23 protein-coding genes are annotated in these 21,372 nt (G+C 66.2%); 13 read left to right on the top strand and 10 right to left on the bottom strand.

Annotated elements, in window-relative coordinates:
* Positions 1-54: 54 nt before the first annotated feature.
* From clsB to AC3QL2_RS07705, 4 genes are all read right to left on the bottom strand, one after another.
* Positions 55-1,215, bottom strand: coding sequence for a cardiolipin synthase ClsB (gene clsB / locus AC3QL2_RS07720; protein ID WP_493235352.1), 1,161 nt, complete (start codon positions 1,213-1,215; stop codon positions 55-57).
* A gap of 13 nt (positions 1,216-1,228) precedes the next feature.
* Positions 1,229-1,981, bottom strand: a complete 753-nt coding sequence (locus AC3QL2_RS07715) for an endonuclease/exonuclease/phosphatase family protein (protein WP_493235351.1) — start codon at positions 1,979-1,981, stop codon at positions 1,229-1,231.
* A gap of 112 nt (positions 1,982-2,093) precedes the next feature.
* Complete coding sequence (gene nadA / locus AC3QL2_RS07710; RefSeq protein ID WP_493235350.1) at positions 2,094-3,194, bottom strand: quinolinate synthase NadA; 1,101 nt, start codon at positions 3,192-3,194, stop codon at positions 2,094-2,096.
* Positions 3,195-3,212: 18 nt separating this feature from the next.
* The gene (locus AC3QL2_RS07705) at positions 3,213-3,665 is read right to left on the bottom strand and encodes a rhodanese-like domain-containing protein (protein ID WP_493235349.1); all 453 of its coding nucleotides are present in this window, start codon (positions 3,663-3,665) and stop codon (positions 3,213-3,215) included.
* A 63-nt stretch (positions 3,666-3,728) separates the two neighbouring features.
* On the opposite strand from AC3QL2_RS07705, the gene AC3QL2_RS07700 reads away from it, so the two are divergent.
* The 11 genes from AC3QL2_RS07700 to AC3QL2_RS07650 all read left to right on the top strand — a co-directional run bounded on the left by AC3QL2_RS07700 (position 3,729) and on the right by AC3QL2_RS07650 (position 13,883).
* Positions 3,729-4,907 (top strand): cation diffusion facilitator family transporter, encoded by a 1,179-nt coding sequence (locus AC3QL2_RS07700; protein WP_493235348.1) that lies wholly within the window; start codon positions 3,729-3,731, stop codon positions 4,905-4,907.
* Between the two features lie 197 nt (positions 4,908-5,104).
* Positions 5,105-6,514: a type I glutamate--ammonia ligase gene (glnA, locus tag AC3QL2_RS07695; RefSeq protein ID WP_493235347.1), complete on the top strand. Its 1,410-nt coding sequence runs from the start codon at positions 5,105-5,107 to the stop codon at positions 6,512-6,514.
* Between the two features lie 176 nt (positions 6,515-6,690).
* Positions 6,691-7,137: a DUF4124 domain-containing protein gene (locus AC3QL2_RS07690; RefSeq protein ID WP_493235379.1), complete on the top strand. Its 447-nt coding sequence runs from the start codon at positions 6,691-6,693 to the stop codon at positions 7,135-7,137.
* Between the two features lie 70 nt (positions 7,138-7,207).
* Positions 7,208-8,281 (top strand): nitrogen regulation protein NR(II), encoded by a 1,074-nt coding sequence (gene glnL, locus AC3QL2_RS07685; RefSeq protein ID WP_493235346.1) that lies wholly within the window; start codon positions 7,208-7,210, stop codon positions 8,279-8,281.
* A gap of 84 nt (positions 8,282-8,365) precedes the next feature.
* Positions 8,366-9,772, top strand: a complete 1,407-nt coding sequence (ntrC, locus tag AC3QL2_RS07680) for a nitrogen regulation protein NR(I) (RefSeq protein ID WP_493235345.1) — start codon at positions 8,366-8,368, stop codon at positions 9,770-9,772.
* A 174-nt stretch (positions 9,773-9,946) separates the two neighbouring features.
* The gene (locus AC3QL2_RS07675; protein WP_493235344.1) at positions 9,947-10,750 is read left to right on the top strand and encodes a biotin--[acetyl-CoA-carboxylase] ligase; all 804 of its coding nucleotides are present in this window, start codon (positions 9,947-9,949) and stop codon (positions 10,748-10,750) included.
* The gene (locus tag AC3QL2_RS07670; RefSeq protein ID WP_493235343.1) at positions 10,750-11,469 is read left to right on the top strand and encodes a type III pantothenate kinase; all 720 of its coding nucleotides are present in this window, start codon (positions 10,750-10,752) and stop codon (positions 11,467-11,469) included. The genes AC3QL2_RS07675 and AC3QL2_RS07670 overlap by 1 nt, the downstream gene beginning before the upstream one ends.
* A gap of 70 nt (positions 11,470-11,539) precedes the next feature.
* Entirely contained in the window at positions 11,540-12,247 is a 708-nt protein-coding gene (locus tag AC3QL2_RS07665) for an SPOR domain-containing protein (protein ID WP_493235342.1), read from the top strand.
* A complete protein-coding gene (coaE, locus tag AC3QL2_RS07660) occupies positions 12,244-12,867 on the top strand; it encodes a dephospho-CoA kinase (RefSeq protein ID WP_493235341.1) in 624 nt (207 codons plus the stop codon). Before AC3QL2_RS07665 ends, coaE begins: the two co-directional genes overlap by 4 nt.
* Before the next feature lie 54 nt (positions 12,868-12,921).
* Positions 12,922-13,677 (top strand): cell division protein ZapD, encoded by a 756-nt coding sequence (gene zapD / locus AC3QL2_RS07655; protein ID WP_493235340.1) that lies wholly within the window; start codon positions 12,922-12,924, stop codon positions 13,675-13,677.
* On the top strand, positions 13,677-13,883 hold the full coding sequence (locus AC3QL2_RS07650; RefSeq protein ID WP_493235339.1) for a DNA gyrase inhibitor YacG: 207 nt from the start codon (positions 13,677-13,679) through the stop codon (positions 13,881-13,883). Before zapD ends, AC3QL2_RS07650 begins: the two co-directional genes overlap by 1 nt.
* Here the strand turns inward: AC3QL2_RS07650 and AC3QL2_RS07645 are convergent, their stop codons facing one another.
* Positions 13,884-14,822, bottom strand: coding sequence for a Nudix family hydrolase (locus AC3QL2_RS07645; protein WP_493235338.1), 939 nt, complete (start codon positions 14,820-14,822; stop codon positions 13,884-13,886).
* Entirely contained in the window at positions 14,819-15,682 is an 864-nt protein-coding gene (locus AC3QL2_RS07640; protein WP_493235337.1) for an ATP-binding protein, read from the bottom strand. The genes AC3QL2_RS07645 and AC3QL2_RS07640 overlap by 4 nt, the downstream gene beginning before the upstream one ends.
* Positions 15,683-15,868: 186 nt before the next feature.
* Here AC3QL2_RS07640 and mltA point away from each other — a divergent pair, with 186 nt between their 5' ends.
* Positions 15,869-17,119: a murein transglycosylase A gene (gene mltA / locus AC3QL2_RS07635; RefSeq protein WP_493235336.1), complete on the top strand. Its 1,251-nt coding sequence runs from the start codon at positions 15,869-15,871 to the stop codon at positions 17,117-17,119.
* Between the two features lie 136 nt (positions 17,120-17,255).
* Positions 17,256-18,104, top strand: a complete 849-nt coding sequence (locus tag AC3QL2_RS07630) for an EAL domain-containing protein (RefSeq protein ID WP_493235335.1) — start codon at positions 17,256-17,258, stop codon at positions 18,102-18,104.
* Between the two features lie 24 nt (positions 18,105-18,128).
* Here AC3QL2_RS07630 and AC3QL2_RS07625 read toward each other — a convergent pair whose 3' ends face one another.
* The 4 genes from AC3QL2_RS07625 to AC3QL2_RS07610 form a co-directional block, all read right to left on the bottom strand.
* Positions 18,129-18,857, bottom strand: a complete 729-nt coding sequence (locus AC3QL2_RS07625) for a DsbC family protein (RefSeq protein WP_493235334.1) — start codon at positions 18,855-18,857, stop codon at positions 18,129-18,131.
* Positions 18,858-18,896: 39 nt separating this feature from the next.
* Positions 18,897-20,060 (bottom strand): UbiH/UbiF family hydroxylase, encoded by a 1,164-nt coding sequence (locus tag AC3QL2_RS07620; RefSeq protein WP_493235333.1) that lies wholly within the window; start codon positions 20,058-20,060, stop codon positions 18,897-18,899.
* Positions 20,061-20,126: 66 nt separating this feature from the next.
* Complete coding sequence (locus tag AC3QL2_RS07615) at positions 20,127-20,606, bottom strand: hypothetical protein (RefSeq protein ID WP_493235332.1); 480 nt, start codon at positions 20,604-20,606, stop codon at positions 20,127-20,129.
* Positions 20,603-20,884, bottom strand: coding sequence for a hypothetical protein (locus AC3QL2_RS07610; protein WP_493235331.1), 282 nt, complete (start codon positions 20,882-20,884; stop codon positions 20,603-20,605). Before AC3QL2_RS07610 ends, AC3QL2_RS07615 begins: the two co-directional genes overlap by 4 nt.
* Positions 20,885-21,372: the final 488 nt, after the last annotated feature.

Here is a 21,372-nt window from a genome sequence, read left to right as displayed (position 1 = left end):
GGAGGGTCTGTATGTTAGCTGCTGCCGCGCCGTCTGGCGCTGCATGGGCGGCTTTCAGTGATGGTTGCCATAGCCGGCGATGCCGATCATCAGACGCACAAGCCCGTAGGATGCCCAGTTGAGCAGGCGCTGCAGGCGGGGGCCCCGCTGCCAGCTGGCGGCGGAGATTTCCTGCCCGCCGTCGCGGATCGCGCGGAGCAGGCGGTTGCGCAGGCGCTCGGCGAAGCCGGCATCGCGGACCAGGATATTGGCCTCGCGGGCCAGCAGCAGGCTGAAAGGATCGATGTTGGACGAGCCGACGGTGGCCCAGCGCCCGTCGATGACGGCGACCTTGGCGTGCAGGTAGCTGCGATGATATTCGACGATGCGCAGGCCGCCGGCCAGCAACTGGCCGTACAGCGCACGGGTGGCGCGCTGTTGAAGGGGGTGATCGGCGAGCCCCTGAACCAGCAGGGTGATCATCACGCCACGCCGGGATGCGTCCAGCAGTGCGTGACGGAAGCGGCGGCCGGGCAGGAAGTAGGCGTTGGCGAGGATGATCTCGCGCCGTGCGCTGGCAATCCCGAGCAGGTAGGCGTCTTCGATGTCGCGCCGGTGGCGGATGTTGTCGCGGACCAGGAAGGCTGCCTCGACGTTGCCGCAGGGCTGCGGCATGAAGGGCGGGCTGGCCGGCAGGCGCAGGCGCTGGCGGAAGGATGCCCAGGCGACCAACTCCCATACGTGGCGCACTCCGGCGTGGATGGGGCCGAGCAGCGGGCCTTCGACGCGCACCGCATAGTCGTGGCGGGGCGCGTCGAGGCTCGGCGCCTCGTAGTCGCTGATAATGTTGATGCCGCCGACGAAGGCGATGCGCCCGTCGATGACCGCCAGCTTGCGGTGCAGGCGGCGCAGGCGACGGCGGCGCAACGGCAGTGCCCCGACCTCGCGGCGGTAGATCAGCACGTGGACGCCAGCTTCGCTTAGCGGCACCAGGTGCTCGGCGACGAACTCACGGCTGCCGAAACCATCGACGAGCAGGCGTACGGTGACGCCACGGGCGGCGGCGCGCATCAGCGCGGTGGCGATCGTCTGACCGATGTCGTCGTGGGCGAAAATGTAGGTCTCGAGGAGGATCTCGTCGCGGGCGTCATCGATGGCTGCCTGCAGCGCGGGAAAGAACTCGGTTCCGTTCTCCAGCAGGGTCAGCGCATTGCCGCGCAGCCAGGTGGTGCTCATGGGGCGGCGTGTTTCAGCGGGGGCGGATCTGGGCGGTCAGTGGCGCGTGGTCGGAAATCTGGCTCCACGGGGCGCCGTAATGCACTTCGGCCCGATCGACGGCGAAGCCGCGCACGTAGATGCGATCCAGGCGCAGCACTGGCAGCGTGCTTGGAAAGCTGCGCGCCGGGCGGCCGCGGATCGATGTGAAGACCTCGGTTACGCCGAGGGGCCCCGTGAGACAGTCGTCGGCGTGGTTGCGCCAGTCGTTGAAGTCACCGGCGATGATCAGCGGTGAGCCGTCCGGGGCCAGGGTGTCCAGGCGCTGTACCAGGGCCGCCATCTGGCGGCGCCGGCTGCCGGCGGTGAGGCCCAGGTGCACACAGATGCAATGCACGGGCTGCGCCACGCCGTCGACGCGAATCTCGCAGTGGAGCAGGCCGCGGCTCTCGAAGCGGTGGTCGGAGACGTCCTGGTTGGCCTGGGACAGGATGGGGTGGCGGCTGAGGATCGCGTTGCCGTGGTGGCCGTGCTCGTACACCGCGTTGCCGCCATAGGCCGTCTGCTGCCATACGTCGCGGGCGAGGAATTCATGTTGCGGCAAGGACGGCCAGTCGGGGTGATGGCGGGCATGGCGCAGGTGCATGCCCTGGACTTCCTGCAGGAACACCACGTCGGCACCCAGCAGGCGCAGCCGGTCGCGCAGTTCGTGGATGGCCAGGCGACGGTTGAACTGGGAGAAGCCCTTGTGGATGTTGTAGGTGCAGATGCGCAGCGTGGTGCTCATCGCGGTCTCCTTTTTTCCTGCATTCTGCGCCTGTCGCCGGTTTGCCGCATCTCGCGCCGTTCCATGCAAAACGGCGCCCGCAGGCGCCGTCGTGGGCTGGCGAGGGATGCGCTCAGGATACCGCGAGCATGCGCTCGAGGGCGACCTTGGCCAGCGCGGCCTCGTGCTCGGGCACCGTGATGCGATTGACCACCTTGCCTTCGGCGAGGTTCTCGAGGGTCCAGGCCAGGTGTTGCGGGTCGATGCGCTGCATCGTCGAGCACATGCACACGGTGGGCGCCATGAACTGGACGATCTTGCCTTCGTGCTTCACTTCCTCGGCGAGGCGGTTCACCAGGTTCAGCTCGGTGCCGACCAGCCAGCGGGTGCCGGGGGCGGATTCCTTGACGATCTTGATGATGTACTCGGTAGAGCCGACGAAGTCGGACTGGCGGCACACTTCCAGCGCGCTCTCCGGGTGGGAGATGACCTTGCCGTCCGGGTACTGGTTGCGGAACTTGATGATGTGCGCCGGCTGGAACATCTGGTGCACCGAGCAGTGGCCCTTCCACAGCAGGATCTTGGCCTTCTTGATCTGCTCGACGCTGAGGCCGCCGTATTCCTGGTCGGGATCCCACACCACCATCTCGTCGAGGGAAATGCCCTTGTTGAAGCCGGTCCACCGGCCCAGGTGCTGGTCGGGGAAAAACAGCACCTTTTCGCGCTGCTTGAAGGCCCAGTCGAGGATGGTCGGGGCGTTGGTGGAGGTGCACACGATGCCGCCGTGCTCGCCGCAGAAGGCTTTCAGGTCGGCCGCCGAGTTGATGTAGGTGACCGGCGTGATCAGCGTGTCGGGGGTGTCCAGCACTTCGGCCAGCTCGCGCCAGCAGCGCTCGACCTTGGCGAGGTTGGCCATGTCGGCCATCGAACAGCCAGCGGCGAGGTCGGGCAGGATGGCCTGCTGGTGCGGCTTGGACATGATGTCCGCCACTTCGGCCATGAAATGCACGCCGCAGAACACGATGTATTCGGCGTCGGTCTCGGCGGCGAGGCGCGATAGCTTGAGGGAGTCGCCGGTCAGGTCGGCGTACTGGTACACGTCGGCGCGCTGGTAGTGGTGGCACAGCAGCACGGCCTTGTCGCCGAGGCGGGCGCGTGCGGCGCGGATGCGCTCATGCGCGTCGGCGTCGGCGAGGGTGTTGAAACGGTCGAAACTGATCGGTACGGCTTGCATCGATTGAGTCCTGTTGGTTCAGCCCTGGTTCCATGGCAGGCCGGCATGGCGCCAGCCACCGACCGCGTTGCGGCGCCCGTTGGCGTCCTTGTCGCCTTCGAAGCCTTCCAGGATGTTGTAGGCATTGGTGAAACCCGACGCCGCGGCCAGCGTGGCGGCCGCGTTGGAGCGGGCGCCGCTGCGGCACAGGAACATCACCAGCGCTTCCGGGTCGACCTGGCGCTTGAATTGGGCCAGAAAATGCGGATTCGGTTCATTGCCCGGATAGAGCATCCATTCGATCTCGACGGAGCCCGGCACACGTCCGACCCAGTCCCACTCGGCGCGCGTGCGCACGTCCACGAGCCGGGCGCCGGGGGCGAGCTGGAGAATTTCCCAGGCCTCCTTGGGCGTGAGGCTACCGGCGTAGGGAACGTTCAGGCCTTGGCCGCGTTCCTGCGCGAGGGCAAGTGTTTCGCTTAATTTTCCCATGGCGGACATCCGGCTAGAATGGCGGGCTTGCGAGTATACCTCCGGCCCTACGGGCTGCAAGTCATGTCTTTCGAAGCTCATCCCGTCGCCGCGCCGGACGAGGCCCTCGACGCCGACCGCGCCCGCCAGGCCCAGCAGGCAACCTGGGTCAGCGTCGCCGTCAATGTCGTGCTGACGGTGCTGCAGATCACCGTCGGCCTGATCTCCCATGCCCAGAGCCTGGTGGCCGACGGCATGCATACGCTGTCCGACCTACTCGGCGATTTTCTGGTCCTGTTCGCGAGTCGTCACGGGGCGAGCCCCGCCGATGAATTGCACCCCTATGGCCATGGGCGCTACGAGACGGCCGCGTCGCTGGTGTTGGGGCTGGTGCTGGCGGGCGTGGGGGCGGGCTTCCTGCTGACGGCGGCGGTCCGCCTGCAGAGCCTGGAGTCCTTGCCGCAGCTGCATCCGATGGCCCTGTGGATGGCCTTGCTGACGTTGGCCGGCAAGGAAGGCCTGTTCCGCTACATGCTGGCGGTGGCCCAGCGCCTGCGTTCGCCGATGCTGGTGGCCAACGCCTGGCACGCGCGCGCCGATGCGGCGTCGTCGCTGGTGGTGGCAGTGGGTATTGGCGGCAGCCTGCTCGGCTACCGTTTCCTCGAGCCTCTTGGTGCGGCGCTGGTCGGCTTCATGATCCTGCGCATGGGGGCGATGCTTGGCTACGAGGCACTGCGCGAGCTCATCGATACCGGCGTGCAGCCCGACGAGGTGGCCAGGATCCGCGAGACGGTGACGACGACGCCCGGCGTGATCGACGTTCATGAGCTGCGTACCCGCCGCATGGCCCACCGGGTGCTGGTTGATGCCCACGTCCGCGTGGATGCGCGGATCAGCGTGTCGGAAGGGCACCGCATTGCTGAACTGGCTCGCCACCGGGTGCGTAGCGGTCACCAGGACGTACTCGACGTGCTGGTGCATGTGGATACCGAAGAGGATCAGATCGCCGCGCTGGGGCGTGCGCTGCCTGGCCGGGAGGCACTGGTCGCCGAGCTCGATGCGCTGCTCGGCGACGTGCCGCAGGCTGCCCCAGCCGTTTTCCACTACGTCGGCGAACGCGTGGAGGCCGAGGTGTATCTGCCCTTCGAGTGGTGCGCCGATGCCGATCGGCTGGCAGGCCTGCAGCAGCGGCTGCGGAATTACTGCAATGGTGCATCGCCACACTGGGGGCAGATCTCACTTCTTTGCAGAATTGCACCTTAATGGTGCATTTGTATTAAATATGCACTTATATGGTGCGAGTTTTTTTAAGAACCTTGCGCATTAGCCTTATGGCACAATGAAGTGTTTTCAATCGCGTGCTGGCATGCTTGCTGCTTGTTGGTTCCGCCGACTGAATTGTCGTAATAGTTGACCTTTATCCACTGCGCAGCAGCTTCAACCCGTTAGGAGTGAGTTATATGACCCCGCAAGACGTCATGAAGATCGTCCAGGAGAACGAAGTCAAGTTCGTCGACTTCCGCTTCACCGACACCAAGGGCAAGGAACAGCACGTCGGCGTGCCCATCAGTGCTTTCGATGAAGACAAGTTCGAAAGCGGTCATGCCTTTGACGGTTCCTCCATCGCGGGCTGGAAGGGTATTCAGGCCTCCGACATGCTGCTGATGCCGGACCCCAACACCGCCTACATCGATCCGTTCTTCGACGAGACCACCCTGGTTCTGACCTGTGACGTGATCGACCCGGCCGACGGCAAGGGCTATGACCGCGACCCGCGCTCCATCGCCAACCGCGCCGAGGCTTACCTGAAGTCTTCCGGCATTGGTGATACCGCCTTCTTCGGCCCCGAACCCGAATTCTTCATCTTCGACTCCGTCGAGTGGAAGGTCGGCATGTCCGGCGCCTACCACAAGATCTTCTCCGAAGAAGGTGCCTGGTCTTCCGACATCAAGTTCGAAGGCGGTAACACCGGCTACCGTCCCGCTGTGAAGGGCGGCTACTTCCCGGTTCCCCCGGTCGATTCCTTTAACGACATGCGTGCCGCCATGTGTCTGGCTCTCGAAGCCTGCGGCGTGCCGGTTGAAGTGCATCACCACGAAGTAGCGACCGCTGGCCAGAACGAAATCGGCACCAAGTTCAACACCCTGGTGCGTCGTGCCGACCAGACCCAGATCACCAAGTACATCGTCCAGAACGTCGCTCACCAGTACGGCAAGACCGCGACCTTCATGCCGAAGCCCATCGTTGGCGACAACGGTTCCGGCATGCACGTGCACCAGTCCATCTGGAAGGACGGCAAGAACCTGTTCGCCGGCAACGGCTACGCTGGCCTGTCCGAGACCGCCCTGTACTACATCGGCGGCATCATCAAGCACGCCCGTGCCCTGAACGCGATCACCAACCCGCTGACCAACTCCTACAAGCGTCTGGTGCCCCACTACGAAGCTCCGGTGAAGCTGGCCTACTCCGCCAAGAACCGTTCCGCTTCCATCCGTATCCCGTTCGTCAACAGTGACAAGGCTCGCCGCATCGAGACCCGTTTCCCGGATCCGGGCGCGAACCCCTACCTGTGCTTCGCCGCGCTGATGATGGCCGGCCTCGACGGCATCCAGAACAAGATCCACCCGGGCGACCCCGCCGACAAGAACCTGTACGACCTGCCGCCGGAAGAAGACGCGCTCATCCCGACCGTCTGCTCCAGCCTCGAACAGGCTCTGGAAGCCCTGGACAAGGACCGCGAGTTCCTGACCCGTGGTGGCGTGTTCAGCAATGACTTCATCGACTCCTTCATCGCCCTCAAGAGCGAAGAAGTGAACCGTCTGCGCGTCGAAGTGCACCCGGTCGAGTTCGAGATGTACTACGCCATCTGATCTTTGGATCGGAGCCGGTCAGCATGCTGGCCGGTTGCTGCGTTGAAGAAGGACGGGATCATTCCCGTCCTTTTTTCGTTTCCGGGGTCCGGGTTTGTGTTTGTCCCGCCCGGCCCCTAAACTAGCTGCCGCTTCCGGTTTCCACTGTACCGACGATGAGTCTACGAATAGCCTTGGTGCTGGCCGCATTGCTGTGTTCGCCGCTGGCGCGTGCCGACATCTTCAAGTGTGTCGATGAAGCGGGTCATGTGACCTATACCAACAGCAGGACGACCGCCAAAGGGTGCAGCGTGCTTGCCCGCGACCAGGCAGTGTCGTCCGTGTCGGGGGCGATGCGTCCAGCAGCCCAATCGGCGCCCCCGGGTGGTGCTTCCGGTGGTTCGGCTGCGGGTTTTCCCCGGGTCGATGCCGGTACGCAGAAGACGCGTGACACGGATCGCCGCCGTATCCTGGAAGATGAGCTGAATACCGAGAAGGGGGCATTCGATGCGGCCACCCGGCAGCTGACGGAGCTGGACGCTTCCCGTCGCGGGTCGGGGGATCGTCAGTCCCTGCTGGACAAGATCCAGCTACACGAGCGCAACGTAGAGGCGCTGAAGCGCGAGATCTCCAATTTGCGCTGAGTCCGGATGGGGCGAGGGTGGGCAGGATGCCGTATGCTCGCCTGGTCTGCTTCTTGCATTGGGCCCTCGTATGCAAAACGATCAGCTCGACACAACGCCCCCCGCCTTCGCCGGTCTCGAGCTGCTGTCTTCAGCAGTCGTCCTGATCGACGACGAATTCGTGGTCCGCTACCTCAATCCGGGGGCGGAGAACCTGTTTGCCGTCAGCAGCCGGAAGATCGTTGGTTACTCCCTGCGGCGCCTGCTCGGGGAGCCCGCCGGGCTCGACAGCGCCTTGAACAACGTCTTGCGGGATAACTGGAGTTACACGGGACATAACCTGACCGTCAGCCGTCCCGGTATGGTGGCCCTGCACCTGGATTGCACCGTCACGCCCGTGGAAGCGGCGGGCGCGCGCCTCCTTCTGGAGTTCCGTCCGATGGATGCGCACCTTAAAGTGGCGCGGGAAGAACAGCTGGCGCACCAGCAGCAGGCGAATCGGGAACTGATCCGTAACCTGGCCCACGAAATCAAGAATCCCCTCGGCGGCATTCGTGGTTCGGCCCAGTTGCTGGAGCGGGAACTGGACGATCCCCAGTTGCGGGAATACACGCAGGTCATCATCGCCGAGGCGGACCGCCTGCAGGACCTGATGAACCGCCTGCTCACGTCCCACCGCATGATGCAGCCGTCCCAGCTCAATCCCCATGACGTGCTGGAGCGCGTGCGGCGTCTGATCCTGGCGGAATTCCCGTCCGTCGAGGTGCGCCGCGACTATGACACCAGCCTGCCCTACATCACCGGTGATCGGGAGCAGCTGATTCAGGCCATTCTCAACATCGCCCGCAATGCCGCCCAGGCCATGCAGGGGGAAGGGGAGATCGTGCTGCGCACCCGCGCGGCCCGGCAGATCACGCTGGCCAAGCGCCGTTTCAAGCTGGCATTGCAGTTGCAGGTCATCGACAACGGGCCGGGGGTGCCGGAAGAGATCCGCGACAAGATCTTTTATCCGCTGGTATCCGGACGCGAGAACGGCAGCGGTCTGGGCCTTTCCCTGGCGCAGAGTTTCATCGATCAGCACCAGGGGGCTATCGACGTGGACTCCCGTCCGGGGCGGACCTGTTTTACCGTCTTCCTGCCCATCACGCGGGATGCGGATGGCTAGGGGTTGTATAGAAAATGCACCATAATGGTGCATTAAGTTTAAGGCAGAGCACTGCCATGTTTCACTCTTGTGCGCGTGAATGATATGAATGCAGCCGTCTGGATAGTTGATGATGACCGCTCGATCCGTTGGGTTCTCGAAAAGGCCCTGGCTCGGGAGGAGATTCCGTACAAGAGCTTCGGTACCGCCAGTGAGGTTATGTCTGCACTGGAGGGCGTGTCCCAGCCGCCCCGTGTGCTGCTGTCCGACATCCGGATGCCCGGGGAATCGGGTCTGGCCCTGCTGAGCAAGGTCAAGGCACGTTTCCCGCACATGCCGGTCATCATCATGACCGCCTACTCCGATCTGGACAGCGCTGTGGCGGCCTTCCAGGGCGGCGCCTTCGAATATCTGCCCAAGCCTTTCGACGTGGATCAGGCCGTCGAGCTGGTACGTCGGGCGATCGACGAAAGTGCCCACCAGGCTGGCACCGAAGAGGTGCTCAGCGCGGTGCCCGAGATCCTCGGCCAGGCGCCGGCGATGCAGGAGGTCTTCCGCGCCATCGGCCGTCTGTCCCAGTCCCATGCGACCGTCCTCATCAACGGCGAGTCGGGCAGCGGCAAGGAGCTGGTGGCGCGCGCGCTGCACCGCCACAGCCCGCGCCGGGACGCGCCCTTCATCGCGATCAATACCGCGGCGATCCCGCGGGATCTGCTCGAGTCCGAACTGTTCGGTCACGAACGGGGCGCTTTCACCGGCGCGCAGACCATGCGCCGCGGGCGTTTCGAGCAGGCGGAAGGCGGTACGCTGTTCCTCGACGAAATCGGCGACATGCCGGCCGAGCTGCAGACGCGGCTGCTGCGCGTTCTGTCCGACGGCAACTTCTACCGGGTTGGCGGGCATCAGCCGATCAAGGCCAATGTGCGGGTCATCGCCGCGACCCACCAGAACATGGAGGATCGTGTCCGCCAGGGCCTGTTCCGTGAGGATCTCTTCCATCGCCTGAACGTGATCCGCCTGCGCCTGCCGCCGCTGCGTGAGCGGCGTGAAGACATTCCGCCGCTGGCCAAGCACTTCATCGCGCTGTCGGCGCAGGAGTTGGGTGTCGAAGCCAAGCGCCTGTCCGACGCGACGCTGAAGTACCTGCAGAGCCTCGACTTCCCCGGCAACGTGCGTCAGCTGGAAAACCTGTGCCACTGGCTCACGGTGATGGCGCCCGGCCAGACCGTCGAGGTCGTGGACCTGCCGCCCGAACTGAAGGACCAGCCGACCCGCGAGCAGCCGGCCAACTGGGGCGATGCGCTGATGGCGGAGGCAGACCGGGTGCTGGCGCAGAACCCGGGCGAGGTCTTCGACCGCCTGAGCCGGGACTTCGAACGGATCCTGATCCGCCGTGCGCTGGCCGCGACCGGTGGGCGCCGGATCGAGGCGGCCCAGCTGCTGGGTATCGGCCGTAACACGATTACCCGCAAGATCCAGGAGCTCGGGCTCGAAGAGTCCGACCACGCCTGAGCGGGCGGGGGGCTCCACCGGGCCCCGTGCCTGACGGGGAGGTGGTCGTCTCCCTCTCGGATAAAGCGGCAATCCGGCGCGGCTCCGCTGCGGCCGGATTGCCGCTGCCGTTTCTCAGCTTTCCTGCCTTGGCTCATAATGGCCCGCTTGTTTTCAACAGCCGGGTAGTAATCCGTGGACCATTCCGCTTACGAGGCCCTCGACGGGGCCGAGGTGGCTGCCGCCCTAGGCGGTGACGCCGCCGGGTTTTCCGTGGTGCTCCTGCCAGAGTGCGACTCCACCAACAGCCGCCTGCTGGCCGACCCGCCGCCGGACGATGGGTGCGTACACGTGCTGGCCGCCGACGTGCAGACGGCCGGGCGAGGCCGCCGTGGCCGGGTCTGGCAGTCGTGGCCTGGGGCCAGCCTGACATTCTCGGCCCTGTGGCGCTTCGAGCAGGGGGCGCCGGTGCCCGCCGGTCTGTCTCTGGTGGCCGGCCTGGCCGTGGTGAGGGCGCTGGAGGATCTCGGCGTGGAGGGCGTGCAGCTCAAATGGCCCAACGATGTGCTGATCCATGGCCGCAAGCTAGCGGGCATCCTGATCGAGTTGTTGCCGGGGCGTGGCAGAACGCCGGCCGCGGTGATCGGGATCGGGATCAACCGGCGCCTGCCGCCGGATGCCGGCGTCGACTATCCGACCGGCGTGACCGATCTGGCAGCCTGTCTGGGGCAGCAGCCGGGGCCGGGCCAATTGCTCGGTGTGGTGCTGGTTCACTTGAAACGTCTGCTCGACATCTATGCCGCCGCCGGTTTTGGCGCGCTGCGCGGTGCCTGGCAGCAGCGGAATGCCTTTGCCGATCTGCCGGTACGCATCCTCGGCGAGGCCGAGGAGCTGGCCGGGACCTGCCTGGGCGTGGACGAGGATGGTGCCTTGCTATTGCAGACCGCGGATGGCGTGCGTCGGGTGCTGTCGGGCGACGTTTCCCTGAGGATGGCCTGATGGATCTGTTGCTTGACGTGGGCAATACCCGCCTCAAGTGGGGGCTCCATGACGGTGCGGACTGGCAGGGGCAGGGGGCGGTGCTGCTGACCGCTCTTGACGGTTTTGCCGATGTGCTGGCTGGCTTCGGGCCGATCCGCCGCATGCTCGGCGCCAATGTGGCGGGTGCCACTGTCGGTGGACGGCTTGGCGCGATGCTCGCCACCCGCCAAGTGAGCGCCGCGTGGATCCGGCCGCAGGCTGAAGGCCACGGGGTCGTCAATCGCTATATGGAGCCGGCCCGTCTTGGCGCGGACCGCTGGGCGGCCCTCGTCGGCGCCCACGCTCTGCATGCCGGCGGGGCGCTGGTAGTGACGTCGGGCACCGCCACGACGGCGGACGTGCTCGATGCCACGGGTGTCTTCCACGGGGGCGTAATCCTGCCCGGGCTGGATCTGATGCGCCTGTCCCTGGCCCGCGACACGGCCCAGCTTCCGTATTCGGATGGTCGCTTCGTAACGGCGCCACGGCGGACGGCGGACGCCATCGTCAGCGGCTGCCTGCAGGCCCAGCTCGGGGCCATTGAGCGCATGTTCCGCCTCGTCGCCAGCGAAGCGGATGCCGTTTGCCTGCTCAATGGCGGCGCGGCAGCGACGTTGGCGCCGCATCTCGAATGCCCGGTGCGCGTTGTGGACAACCTCGTTCTCGAGGGCCTCGTCCGCATGCTGGCCGGAGCCTGAGGCGCTGTGCGCCGTTCCGCCTATGGCGGGTGCCTTTTCCGCGTGCGGCGGATACGTTAGTCTTGCGGACATGGCCCCATTGCGCGTGTTCGTCATCGTCCTGCTGTTTGCCAATCTGCTCGCCCTGTCCCTGTGGAAGGGCTGGCTGGGCGGAGAGCTCCATCATGGGGAGCCGGAGCGGCTGAGCAACCAGTTGAACCCGGACGGAATCCGTCTGGTCGGCGAGGAGCCGCGCCCGCCGGTCCGGCGGGCGCCCGCGCCGGTAGTGCCGCCGCCGGCGGTGGAGAGCAAGGTCGAGGAAGCGCCCGCCCAGGAGGTCGCACCGCAGGCCTGCGTGATCTTCAGTGGCCTGAGTGCCGATCAGGCGCGGGAGTTGTCGGCGCGTATCGCCAAGGCCGGCTCTGGCTTCAAGCTGACCGAGGGCCGCGGTGAGGCGCCGTCGTCCTGGTGGGTGCATGTTCCATCGCAGGGCAGCAAGGATGCCGCGGACAAGAAGGCTGCCGAGTTGCGCAAGCTCGGTGTCTCCGACCTTTTCGTCATGCAGGAAGCCGGGCCGAGCCAGTTTGCGATCTCCCTGGGCCTCTACAAGAGCGAGGCAGCGGCCAGCCGTCAGCTGGAAGCTCTGAAGGAGAAGGGGGTTCGCGGCGTCCAGGTGCTGGCGCGTGGGGGGGGCGCCTCCCGTCTCGAAGTGCGCGGGCCCAGCGATACGCTGGCCACCGTGGTCAGCGATCTTTCCGAACGCCTGCGTGGCGTCAATCGTCTCGAGTGCACCCCATGAGCGAACATGTCTTCGTCGTCGGGCTGACCGGTGGTATCGGCAGCGGCAAGAGTGTGGCGGCCGATCTCTTTGCCGAGTTGGGGGCGGCCGTCGTCGACACCGACCGCATCGCCCACGCGCTGACCGCGCCAGGCGGAGCCGCGATGGCGGCGATCCGCGACGCTTTCGGCGCCGGGGTGATCGCCGAGGACGGTTCCCTGAATCGCCCCGCCATGCGCGTGCTGGCCTTCGAGGACCCTGACGTGCGCAAGCGGCTCGAAGGCATTCTCCACCCGATGATCCGCGAAGAGAGCGACCGCCAGTGCCGGGAGGCGCAGGCGCCCTACGTGGTGCTGGTGGTGCCGTTGCTGATCGAGTCCGGGACTTACCGCGGACGGGTGCAGCGGCTGTGCGTGGTGGATTGTCCGGAGGAAGTCCAGGTCGAGCGCGTGGTCGGCCGCAGCGGCCTCGAGGCCTGCCAGGTGCGGGCCATCATGGCGGTGCAGGCCCGGCGAGCCGACCGCCTGGCGGCGGCGGATGACGTGGTGGACAACAGCGGCGACCTGCCGCAGTTGCTGGGGCAGGTCGCCGGCCTGCATCACCACTACCTGGCGCTCGCCGCGCAGCTGGAGGGCGTGTGATATGATTCGCGCCGGTCTGACCGACACCTTCCCCATCGATATCCAGGCGCGCGCGTGATCACCTACGAATATCCGCTCAACGAGAGGATCCGGACGCTCCTGAGGCTGGAAGACCTTTTCGACAAGGCCGCGCATTTCCTGGCATCCGAAGGCCCACTCGAACACCATGTGGCCTTGCTGACGTTGTTCGAGATCCTCGAAGTCGCCAGCCGGGCGGATCTGAAGGTCGATCTCGTGCAGGAACTCGAGCGCCAGCGTCAGATCCTGCTGTCCTTCCGCAACAATCCTCAGATTTCCGAAGACGCACTGTCCGGCGCTCTCTATGAGATCGAACAGGCGTCGGCGTCCCTGCTTGCGATGGCCGGCAAGACCGGCCAGTACCTGCGCGAGAACGAATGGCTGATGAACATCCGCAGCCGCGCCGCGATTCCCGGTGGAGCCTGCGAATTCGATCTGCCGTCCTACCATCACTGGCTGAACCGGGAAGCCGAGCAGCGCCGCCATGATCTGAGCGCCTGGCTGCAGCCGCTGCTGCCGATCCGCGATGGCCAGGCGATCGTGCTGCGCCTGCTGCGGGCCAGCGGCCAGCCGGAAGACCTCACTGCGCTGCGCGGCGCCTTCCAGCAGACCATGGGTGGCCGCACCGTGCAGATGATCCGCATTCGCCTGCAGGGCGGGGCCCACTGCGTGCCGGAAACCAGCGCCAACAAGTACGCCCTCAACATCCGTTTCATGAATGCCGAAACCGTCACCCGCCCCGGGCAGGTGGACGTGGACGTGGCATTCCAGCTGACTTTCTGCAATCTCTGATGGAAAAACCGCGCGCACCTCGCGAGGTGAAATGCCCGACCTGCGGGGCATCCGTTGTCTGGGGGCCGCAGAGTCCTCACCGTCCGTTCTGCTCCGAACGCTGCCGCAAGATCGATCTGGGCGCCTGGGCGTCCGACGCCTACCGGGTGGAAGGGGAAACGCCTCTCGACGACGAGGCGGATCCCCTGTTGCGTTCCGGTCGCTGATCAGTCCTTCCAGATCGACCGTATTGCCGCGATGCCGTGGGCGCCGGCCGCCTTGGCGGTGTTGAGCTCGCCCGCATCGAGGCCACCGACGGCGAACACCGGCAGCGGCAGATTGCGCACCCGCTCCGCAAAGACGTTCCAGCCCAGTCCTGCCTGGCCCGGGTGGCTGGCGGTGGCTTTCACGGATCCCAGCATCGCGTAGTCGAGGCCCAGCGCGGCGGCCTGTTCGAGCTCCGCACGGCTGTGGCAGGCTGCGCCGACCCATTCGAAATCCGGCCGTGTTGCCGTGCCGGCCAGCAGATGGCCAGGCAGGTGTACGCCGTGGGCGTTGCAGTGGCGGGCCAGTTCTGCATCGCCATTGACCAGCGCAATGGCGCCGGCGGCGCGGCAGCGGATGACAGCTTCCCGTGCAAAGTCTTCCCGCTCGCTTTCGGCCAGCCCGGCTTCACGGATCTGGACCAGACGCAGGCCGTTGGCGAGGGCCTTGTCGATACGCGTCAGCTGGGTGGCCACGCCGACTTCCGCTGCCTGCGTGATGCCCATCGTGCGCGGCAGGCGCAGCGCCTTCAGGATCGGGCCGTTGGCCGGCAGCATCGGTTCGACGGTCATCGCGTCGGCCTGTTGCCACGAGAGCGCGGCATGCACGCGGTCGTGAATCTCGCCGTGCCAGGCCGGTACCTCGAAGAAATGCAGGCTGACGTGGGCATGTTCATAAACGTGTTCGCGGGTCAGCCACGGCCAGGCTTCGTCCACCTGCATGTCGAGTTCTTCGTGCAACTCGCGGATCAGCGCGTCGCGCGGGGTTTCGCCGGGTTCGACCTTGCCGCCGGGGAATTCCCAGTAGCCGGCGTAGAAGGTGTCGGCGGCGCGCTGGCCGACCAGAAAACTGCCGTCGGGCCGGGTGATCACCGCGGCCGCCACATGGACGATCTTCTTCATGCTTCGAAGCGCCCCGCGTAATCCCGGGCGAACTGCCAGGCCACGCGCCCGCTGCGCGAGCCGCGCAGCAGCGCCCATTGCAGCGCGTCGCCGCGGGCCGCCGGAATGGCTTCGGCGGGCACGCCGAATTCGCCCAGCCAGTGCTTCACCACCGCCAGGTATTCGTCCTGGCTGAAGGGGTAGAAGGAGATCCACAGGCCGAAGCGCTCGGACAGGGAGATCTTTTCCTCGACGGCTTCGGAGGGATGGACCTCGCCGTCCTTGTGCACGGTGGCGGCGTTCTCGGCGAAATACTCCGGCATCAGGTGGCGGCGGTTGGAGGTGGCGTAAATGAGCACGTTGTCCGGTACCGCGGCGAGGGAGCCGTCGAGGATGCTCTTGAGAGCCTTGTAGGCCGGCTCGCCATCCTCGAAGGAGAGGTCGTCGGTGAACAGGATGAATCGCTCGGGGCGGTCTTCCAGCAGTTCGACGATGTCCGGCAGGTCCACCAGGTCGTCCTTGTCCACCTCGATCACGCGCAGGCCGTCGGTGGCGAATTCGTTGAGCACCGCCTTTACCAGCGAAGACTTGCCGGTGCCGCGGGCGCCGGTGAGCAGCACGTTGTTGGCGCGCTTGCCGGCCAGGAACTGGCGCGTGTTGGCGACGATGCGTTCCTTCTTGTCGTCGATGTCCTGTAGGTCGTCGAGGCGGATCTGGTGCGGATGTGCGACCGGCACCAGCGCGGCGGCGTTGCGCCGGCGTCGCCAGCGGAAGGCGATCGCTGCATTCCAGTCGGGGGGCGTAGGGGCGGCCGGGAGGATGGCTTCGAGGCGTTCGAGTACCCGCTCGGCGCGGGCGAGAAACTGGTTCAGGTCAGTCATGGGGAGGGGAGTCCGAGTCCTTGTTCCTGGGGCTGCGCAGGGCCAGTCCGACGATGGCGAGCAGTACGGCGACGACGCCGAGTTCAAGACCGATCAACCACATGGAGTGTCCTTCTGTGCGCCCGGCCGGCGAACCGGTGGTTATACTGAAACGGTTGTTCTGCAAGCCGCGAGTGTACCCCATCCATGTTCCGCCCCTTTCCCCGCCTGTCCGTCGTTCTGGTCTCATCCCTGCTGGCCGCCTGTGCGAGCGCCCCTAAGCCAGTCAGCGATGCCGGTTGTGCCCACTGTGCGTCGCCCACCCATACCCCGGCCGCGCCGCCCGCAGCCACGCCGTCCGGCACGGCGCCTGCTGCGCGCAGTGGCGGCGTCGTACCGCAAGCGCTGAGCCGGCCGCTGCTGTCGTCGTCCTGGTCCGACCTGCCCGGTTGGGGGAGCGATGCGTTGGATGAAGCCTGGCCGGCCTTCCTGGCGTCCTGTCGTGCGCTGACGCGCCAGCCGGTGTGGCAGACGTCTTGCGATGCCGCCAAGTCCCTCGGGGCGCGTCCCAGCGCCTCGGCGGTGCGCAGCTTCATGGAGGCCCGCTTCAACCCGTGGCGGGTCGTCAATCCCGACGGGACCCAGGAGGGCCTGGTGACGGGCTACTACGAACCCCTGATCAAGGGCAGCCGGACCCGCTCGAAGGGCTACCAATGGCCGGTGCTGGGGGTTCCGGAGGATCTGCTGACCATCGAGCTGGGCGACATCTTTCCAGAGCTGAAGGGGCAGCGGGTGCGGGGCCGCCTGGTCGGCAACAAGGTCGTGCCGTATTTTTCCCGCAGCGACATGGCGCGCCAGCCCGACAGGTTCGCCGGCAAGACGATCCTGTATGCCGAAGACCCCATCGAGCTGTTCTTCCTGCAGGTGCAGGGTTCGGGGCGCGTGCAGCTGCCGGACGGCGGCGTGGTTCGCCTGGCCTATGCCGACACCAACGGCTACGCTTATCAATCGATAGGGCGCTGGCTGGTGGACCGCGGCGAGATGAAGATGGAGCAGGCGTCGATGGACGGCATCAAGAACTGGGCGCGGGCCAATCCGGCGCGCCTGCAGGAATTGCTGAACGCCAATCCGAGTTACATCTTCTTCCGCGAGGTGGCCAGTTCCGCCGGTGGGCCGGTCGGCGCCATCGGGCAGCCGCTGACGGAAGGGCGCAGCATGGCAGTGGACCCGCGCAGCGTGCCACTGGGGGCGCCGGTGTTCCTGTCCACGACGTATCCCAACAGCCCGCAACCCTTGCGTCGCCTGATGCTGGCGCAGGACACCGGCAGCGCGATCAAGGGCGGCGTGCGCGGGGACTTCTTCTGGGGCTTCGGTGCCGAGGCGGGCGTGCAGGCCGGGAGGATGCGCCAGAAGGGCGAGATGTGGGTGCTGTGGCCGCGGGATCAGGTGCCTCGCTGAGCCAACCGGCGGGCGGCCGCAGCAGGGAATAAGTTTTGCGTTATTTCATTGTTGGCTGACATGGGGGGCGCCGGTATCGTGCTCCGGTTTGGAGCCGGCGTGCCGGCGCCGCAGGAATCATTCGCGGGAGAACATCATGCCCCTCACAGAGCTCGTCCACTACTTCAACAAACGCAACCAGCTGGCCTGCGCGTCCGCGCCGGAGCAGAGCTTCGTGATCGCCGACGGCCGGGTGCGGGCGCGCTTCGGTTCGATGCTGCTGGGCACACTGTTTCAGCCGGTGATGGCGCGGGAAGGCGATGCAGTTCTTGGTCACGAGGCGCACCTGGAGGTGCTGGAGGGCAATGCCGTCGGCCTGTCGCCGCAGGCGGTATTCCTCGATGCCCGTGACGATGCGGAGCTGGTGCATCTCGACCGGCTGGCGCGCACGCTGCATGCGCTGAATTTCCTCCAGGAACGCCACCAGCATGGCGGCTTCCTGTCCCTCAATGTGCATCCGCAGCACCTGCGCACGGTCCGTGAGCACCACGGGCATGTCTTCGAATCCATCCTGGCCCGTTGTGGCCTGGCGCCGGAGCGCATCGTGCTGGAGGTGTCGGACGACGGTTTCGAGGCGCTGCCGGATCTGCGGCGCGCGATCTCCGGCTATCGGGAGCGGGGCTACCGGATCGCCATCGACAATTTCGGGCGCCACACGTCCGATCTGGAGCGCCTGGAGGCGCTGGCACCGGATGTGGTCAAGCTGGACCGCAGCCTGATCGGCCATGCCGGCCATCTGAGCCTGGCCCGGAAGGTGATGAGCGATCTGGTCGTGGAGATCCGCCGCCTCGGCGCCCAGGTGGCGTGCCAGTGCATCGAACATCCGCTGCAGCTGGATGTGGCCCGGGATGCCGGTGCGGACTGGCTGCAGGGCTATCTGTTCGGCCAGCCGTCGACCCGCTGCCAGCCCATTGTCAGGCCGCGCCGCACTCGCGCAGCGGCCTGACAACAGATCGCGGGCGTAGTCTTCTTACTTGCCGCCGGTGGCCTGGGTCATCGCCTGTTCGAGTTGGGCCAGCGGCACGGCCCCGGGCAGGCGGTTGCCGTCGGCGGTGAAGATGGTCGGGGTGCCGCTGACCTTCAGCTTCTGGCCGAGGGTCACGTTGCGTTCGATGGCGCTGGTGTCGCAGTTGGCGGCAGCCGCGGGCGGCACCTTGGCGGCGGTCATCCAGTCGTTCCACGCACTGGCACGGTCCTTGGCGCACCAGATGTTCTTCGACTTCTCGGTGGAGTCGGGGCTCAGGATCGGGTACAGGAAGGTGTACACCGTCGCATCCTTGAGGCCCTGCATGTCCTTGGCGAGGCGCTTGCAGTAACCGCAGTTGGGATCTTCGAAGGTGGCGATGACGCGCTTGCCGTTGCCGCGCACCTGCTTTATCGCGTGATCCAGCGGCAGCGTGCCGAAATCGATCTTCATCAGCTGGGCCAGGCGGGCCTGAGTCACGTTCTTGCGGGTCTTCGCATCGATCAGGCTGCCGTCGATGATGAAGCTGACGCCCGCGTCGGTGTACAGCAGCTCACCGGACTTCAGCACCACTTCGTACAGATTGCCGTAGGGGGTTTTCTTGACGCTGTCGACGGCCGGGGCGTTGAGAAAGCTCTCCAGGTTCTTCTTGACCGAAGCTTCGTCGGCTGCGTGGGCGACACCCGCTGCGAGAAGAAGGGTGGCGAGCAGCGAGCGTACGAAGGGGAATTTCATCCGGGATCTCCAGAAACTACGGGTTCAGGGGCGGCGCGTTCAGAACCGGCCGGCAATGGCGTAGCGCATCAGCGCATTGCGTACGACCGGCAGGCGGTTGGTGAGGTTCAGTCCTAGGTTGCGCAGCCCGGACAAGAGCGGGTCGGCGGGCTTGAACAGGCGATTGAGGCCATGAGTGGTGTACTGCAGGAGCGCGGTTTCCTCAGCGCGGGCGCGGGCATAGGCGCGCAGGATCGACAGTTCGCCCGGATCCCGCCAGGCGGGCAGCGTGGCCAGTTGTTCCGCAAGGACGCGGGCGTCCTGGTAACCGAGGTTGATGCCGTGCCCGGAGAGCGGGTGGATCGCGTGGGCGGCGTCGCCGATGAGGGCCAGGCGCGGCTTTACGACGGTTTCGACGCGCATCAGGCGCAGCGCGAAGGCCGCGGCGGGGGTGACCAGCTCGAGGGCGCCAAGGCGGTATTCGCCGGCTTCGGCGACGCGTGCGCACAGCTCGGCCGGCGGCAGCGCGACGAGCTCGTCGGCAAGGGCATCCGGGGCGGACCACACCATCGACATCTGCTGTTCGGGCAGGGGCAGGTAGGCGAGCACGCCGTCCTTGCAGAACCACTGGATGGCCGTGTTGCGATGCGGTTTCTCGCAGCGGAAGTTGGCGACCACGCCTTTCTCACCGTAAGGCGTGTTGCGTGCGTCGATTGCCGCGGCCTGGCGGATCCAGGAGTCCCGTCCGTCGGCAGCGACGATCAGGCGCGCCTCGAGGTGGCGGCCATCGGCCAGCGTCAGCCGGGCGGCGTCTTCGTCCATGGCCAGGGCGGAGGGTTCGGCGGGGCACAGCAGCGTGACGTTGTGCTGGCGTTTCACGGTTTCCCACAGTTCCTGCTGCATCAGGCTGGATTCGACGATCCAGGCGAGCTCGCGCAGGCCGCAGTCGTAAGCGGAAAGATCCAGCCGTCCGCCGGCGTCACCGTGGATCTCCATGTCGTACACGGGGGCGATGCGGGCGCTGTCCAGGTGCTGCCAGATGCCGATGGAGCCGAGAAAGTCCGCGTTGCTGGGGCTGATCGCGTAGATGCGGGGATCCCAGCCGACGGGGCGGTGGGGCGGGCGGGCCTCGATAATCCCGATCTTCAGGCTGCTGCCGCGCAATGCGGCAGCAAAGGCGGCACCGGCCAGTCCGGCGCCCACGACGAGTACATCGAATTTCATGCAAGGTTCTCCTGCGCCGGATTGTGCCGGACGGCGCAGGGGAAGTCACCCGTGGCCGGGTTCCGGTCAGCGCGGCGGCGGTGGCGGATAGTAATAGGGCGTGGCGCTTGTCGGCGCCGGTGCCTGCCGGTAGCCGTAGCCCGGCAACTGGTTGCCCTTGGCGTACATGCACTGCTGGTAGGCGATGTCGTAGCGGCGCTGGGCGTCCGCGCCAGCGTAGTTCGCCTGCCCCGCGCCGCTGGCGGTTCCGGCGACCATGCCGACCGCGGCACCCGTCGCTGCACCGCGACCGCCACCGCCCAGGGCACCGACCGCCGCACCGACGGCGGTGCCCACGACGGCATTGTTGACCACGTTCTGGGCGGCCAGGTCCTGCGGTGCTGTGCCGATGGACTGCTCAGCGAAGGCGCGGCACTGCCGGTCCTCGGCGACAAACAAGTCGAAAGGCTTGCCGGGTGCTGGCATGACGGCGACGCGGGGGCCGCTGGGCAGGGTGGCGCAGGCGCTCAGAAGAATGAGCGGAAGCAAGACGTAGGGGGCTTTCATGGGGCACCTCCTGGGGCCACGTTGCTGGGTGGCGGTGAAGCCGGCGTGGCCCGCCAGCCTTCAGGGCAACTCTGCGCGTAAGGGTAGTAGGCTTTGGCGCTGTCGCAGTAGTACCAGTTGCTCTGTGGCGCGGTGGTGCTCTGCGCCGTATTGGAAGGAGGCGTTGCCGGTACGCTGCGCCAGCCTTCCGCACAGCTCTGCGCGTAAGGGTAGTAGGCCTTGGCGCTGTCGCAGTAATACCAGTTCTGCGCCGCGGGCTGCGGTGCCGGCTGAACCACGACGGGCTCAGGGGCCTGCTGGACGACAACCGGTGGGTAGGGGTAGACCGGCTGTGGGTAGAATAGCCAAGCTGCGCCGGCAACCCACCACCAACCCAAGTGGCCATCGTGATAGCCGTGGTGCCAGTAGCCGCCTGGGCTGCCTATTGGCCCTCGAGCGCCTGGAAAACCGCCTGGTCCCCGGCCGTGGCCGCGTGGTCCGTCGGCGTCCGCCGGGAACGTGGCGAGGAGGCTGCTGCTCGCGATGAGGGCGAGCGCTGCGTAGTGGACGAGCCGTGTGTTCATCTTGTTAGACTCCTGAACGGGACGCTTTCATTGCAGCACCGGGGAGCTGAGGGGGTATGTGAGTGGTAAACACATATGTAAGCAAATGAAACTGAAACGGGGTTCTGCAATATTTGCTGACAAGGCTGTCTGAGGCTGGATGCGCCTGTCGGGGGGGCAGTAAAGGTCGCCCTGAAACGATGGTCTTGCCGGATACCGTATAA

This window comes from Zoogloea sp. GW822-FHT05C07, assembly GCF_058800215.1.
Note: the sequence above shows the minus strand (reverse complement) of the source record. Positions and strands in the feature narration are given on the sequence as shown.

What these genes read in the sequence shown, in the direction of transcription:
- clsB (WP_493235352.1), bottom strand. Translation starts at nt 1,215, where the DNA reads ATGAGCACCACCTGGCTGCGCGGCAATGCGCTGACCCTGCTGGAGAAC.
- AC3QL2_RS07715 (WP_493235351.1), bottom strand. Translation starts at nt 1,981, where the DNA reads ATGAGCACCACGCTGCGCATCTGCACCTACAACATCCACAAGGGCTTC.
- nadA (WP_493235350.1), bottom strand. Translation starts at nt 3,194, where the DNA reads ATGCAAGCCGTACCGATCAGTTTCGACCGTTTCAACACCCTCGCCGAC.
- AC3QL2_RS07705 (WP_493235349.1), bottom strand. Translation starts at nt 3,665, where the DNA reads ATGGGAAAATTAAGCGAAACACTTGCCCTCGCGCAGGAACGCGGCCAA.
- AC3QL2_RS07700 (WP_493235348.1), top strand. Translation starts at nt 3,729, where the DNA reads ATGTCTTTCGAAGCTCATCCCGTCGCCGCGCCGGACGAGGCCCTCGAC.
- glnA (WP_493235347.1), top strand. Translation starts at nt 5,105, where the DNA reads ATGACCCCGCAAGACGTCATGAAGATCGTCCAGGAGAACGAAGTCAAG.
- glnL (WP_493235346.1), top strand. Translation starts at nt 7,208, where the DNA reads ATGCAAAACGATCAGCTCGACACAACGCCCCCCGCCTTCGCCGGTCTC.
- ntrC (WP_493235345.1), top strand. Translation starts at nt 8,366, where the DNA reads ATGAATGCAGCCGTCTGGATAGTTGATGATGACCGCTCGATCCGTTGG.
- AC3QL2_RS07670 (WP_493235343.1), top strand. Translation starts at nt 10,750, where the DNA reads ATGGATCTGTTGCTTGACGTGGGCAATACCCGCCTCAAGTGGGGGCTC.
- AC3QL2_RS07665 (WP_493235342.1), top strand. Translation starts at nt 11,540, where the DNA reads ATGGCCCCATTGCGCGTGTTCGTCATCGTCCTGCTGTTTGCCAATCTG.
- coaE (WP_493235341.1), top strand. Translation starts at nt 12,244, where the DNA reads ATGAGCGAACATGTCTTCGTCGTCGGGCTGACCGGTGGTATCGGCAGC.
- AC3QL2_RS07650 (WP_493235339.1), top strand. Translation starts at nt 13,677, where the DNA reads ATGGAAAAACCGCGCGCACCTCGCGAGGTGAAATGCCCGACCTGCGGG.
- AC3QL2_RS07645 (WP_493235338.1), bottom strand. Translation starts at nt 14,822, where the DNA reads ATGAAGAAGATCGTCCATGTGGCGGCCGCGGTGATCACCCGGCCCGAC.
- AC3QL2_RS07640 (WP_493235337.1), bottom strand. Translation starts at nt 15,682, where the DNA reads ATGACTGACCTGAACCAGTTTCTCGCCCGCGCCGAGCGGGTACTCGAA.
- mltA (WP_493235336.1), top strand. Translation starts at nt 15,869, where the DNA reads ATGTTCCGCCCCTTTCCCCGCCTGTCCGTCGTTCTGGTCTCATCCCTG.
- AC3QL2_RS07630 (WP_493235335.1), top strand. Translation starts at nt 17,256, where the DNA reads ATGCCCCTCACAGAGCTCGTCCACTACTTCAACAAACGCAACCAGCTG.
- AC3QL2_RS07625 (WP_493235334.1), bottom strand. Translation starts at nt 18,857, where the DNA reads ATGAAATTCCCCTTCGTACGCTCGCTGCTCGCCACCCTTCTTCTCGCA.
- AC3QL2_RS07620 (WP_493235333.1), bottom strand. Translation starts at nt 20,060, where the DNA reads ATGAAATTCGATGTACTCGTCGTGGGCGCCGGACTGGCCGGTGCCGCC.
- AC3QL2_RS07615 (WP_493235332.1), bottom strand. Translation starts at nt 20,606, where the DNA reads ATGAAAGCCCCCTACGTCTTGCTTCCGCTCATTCTTCTGAGCGCCTGC.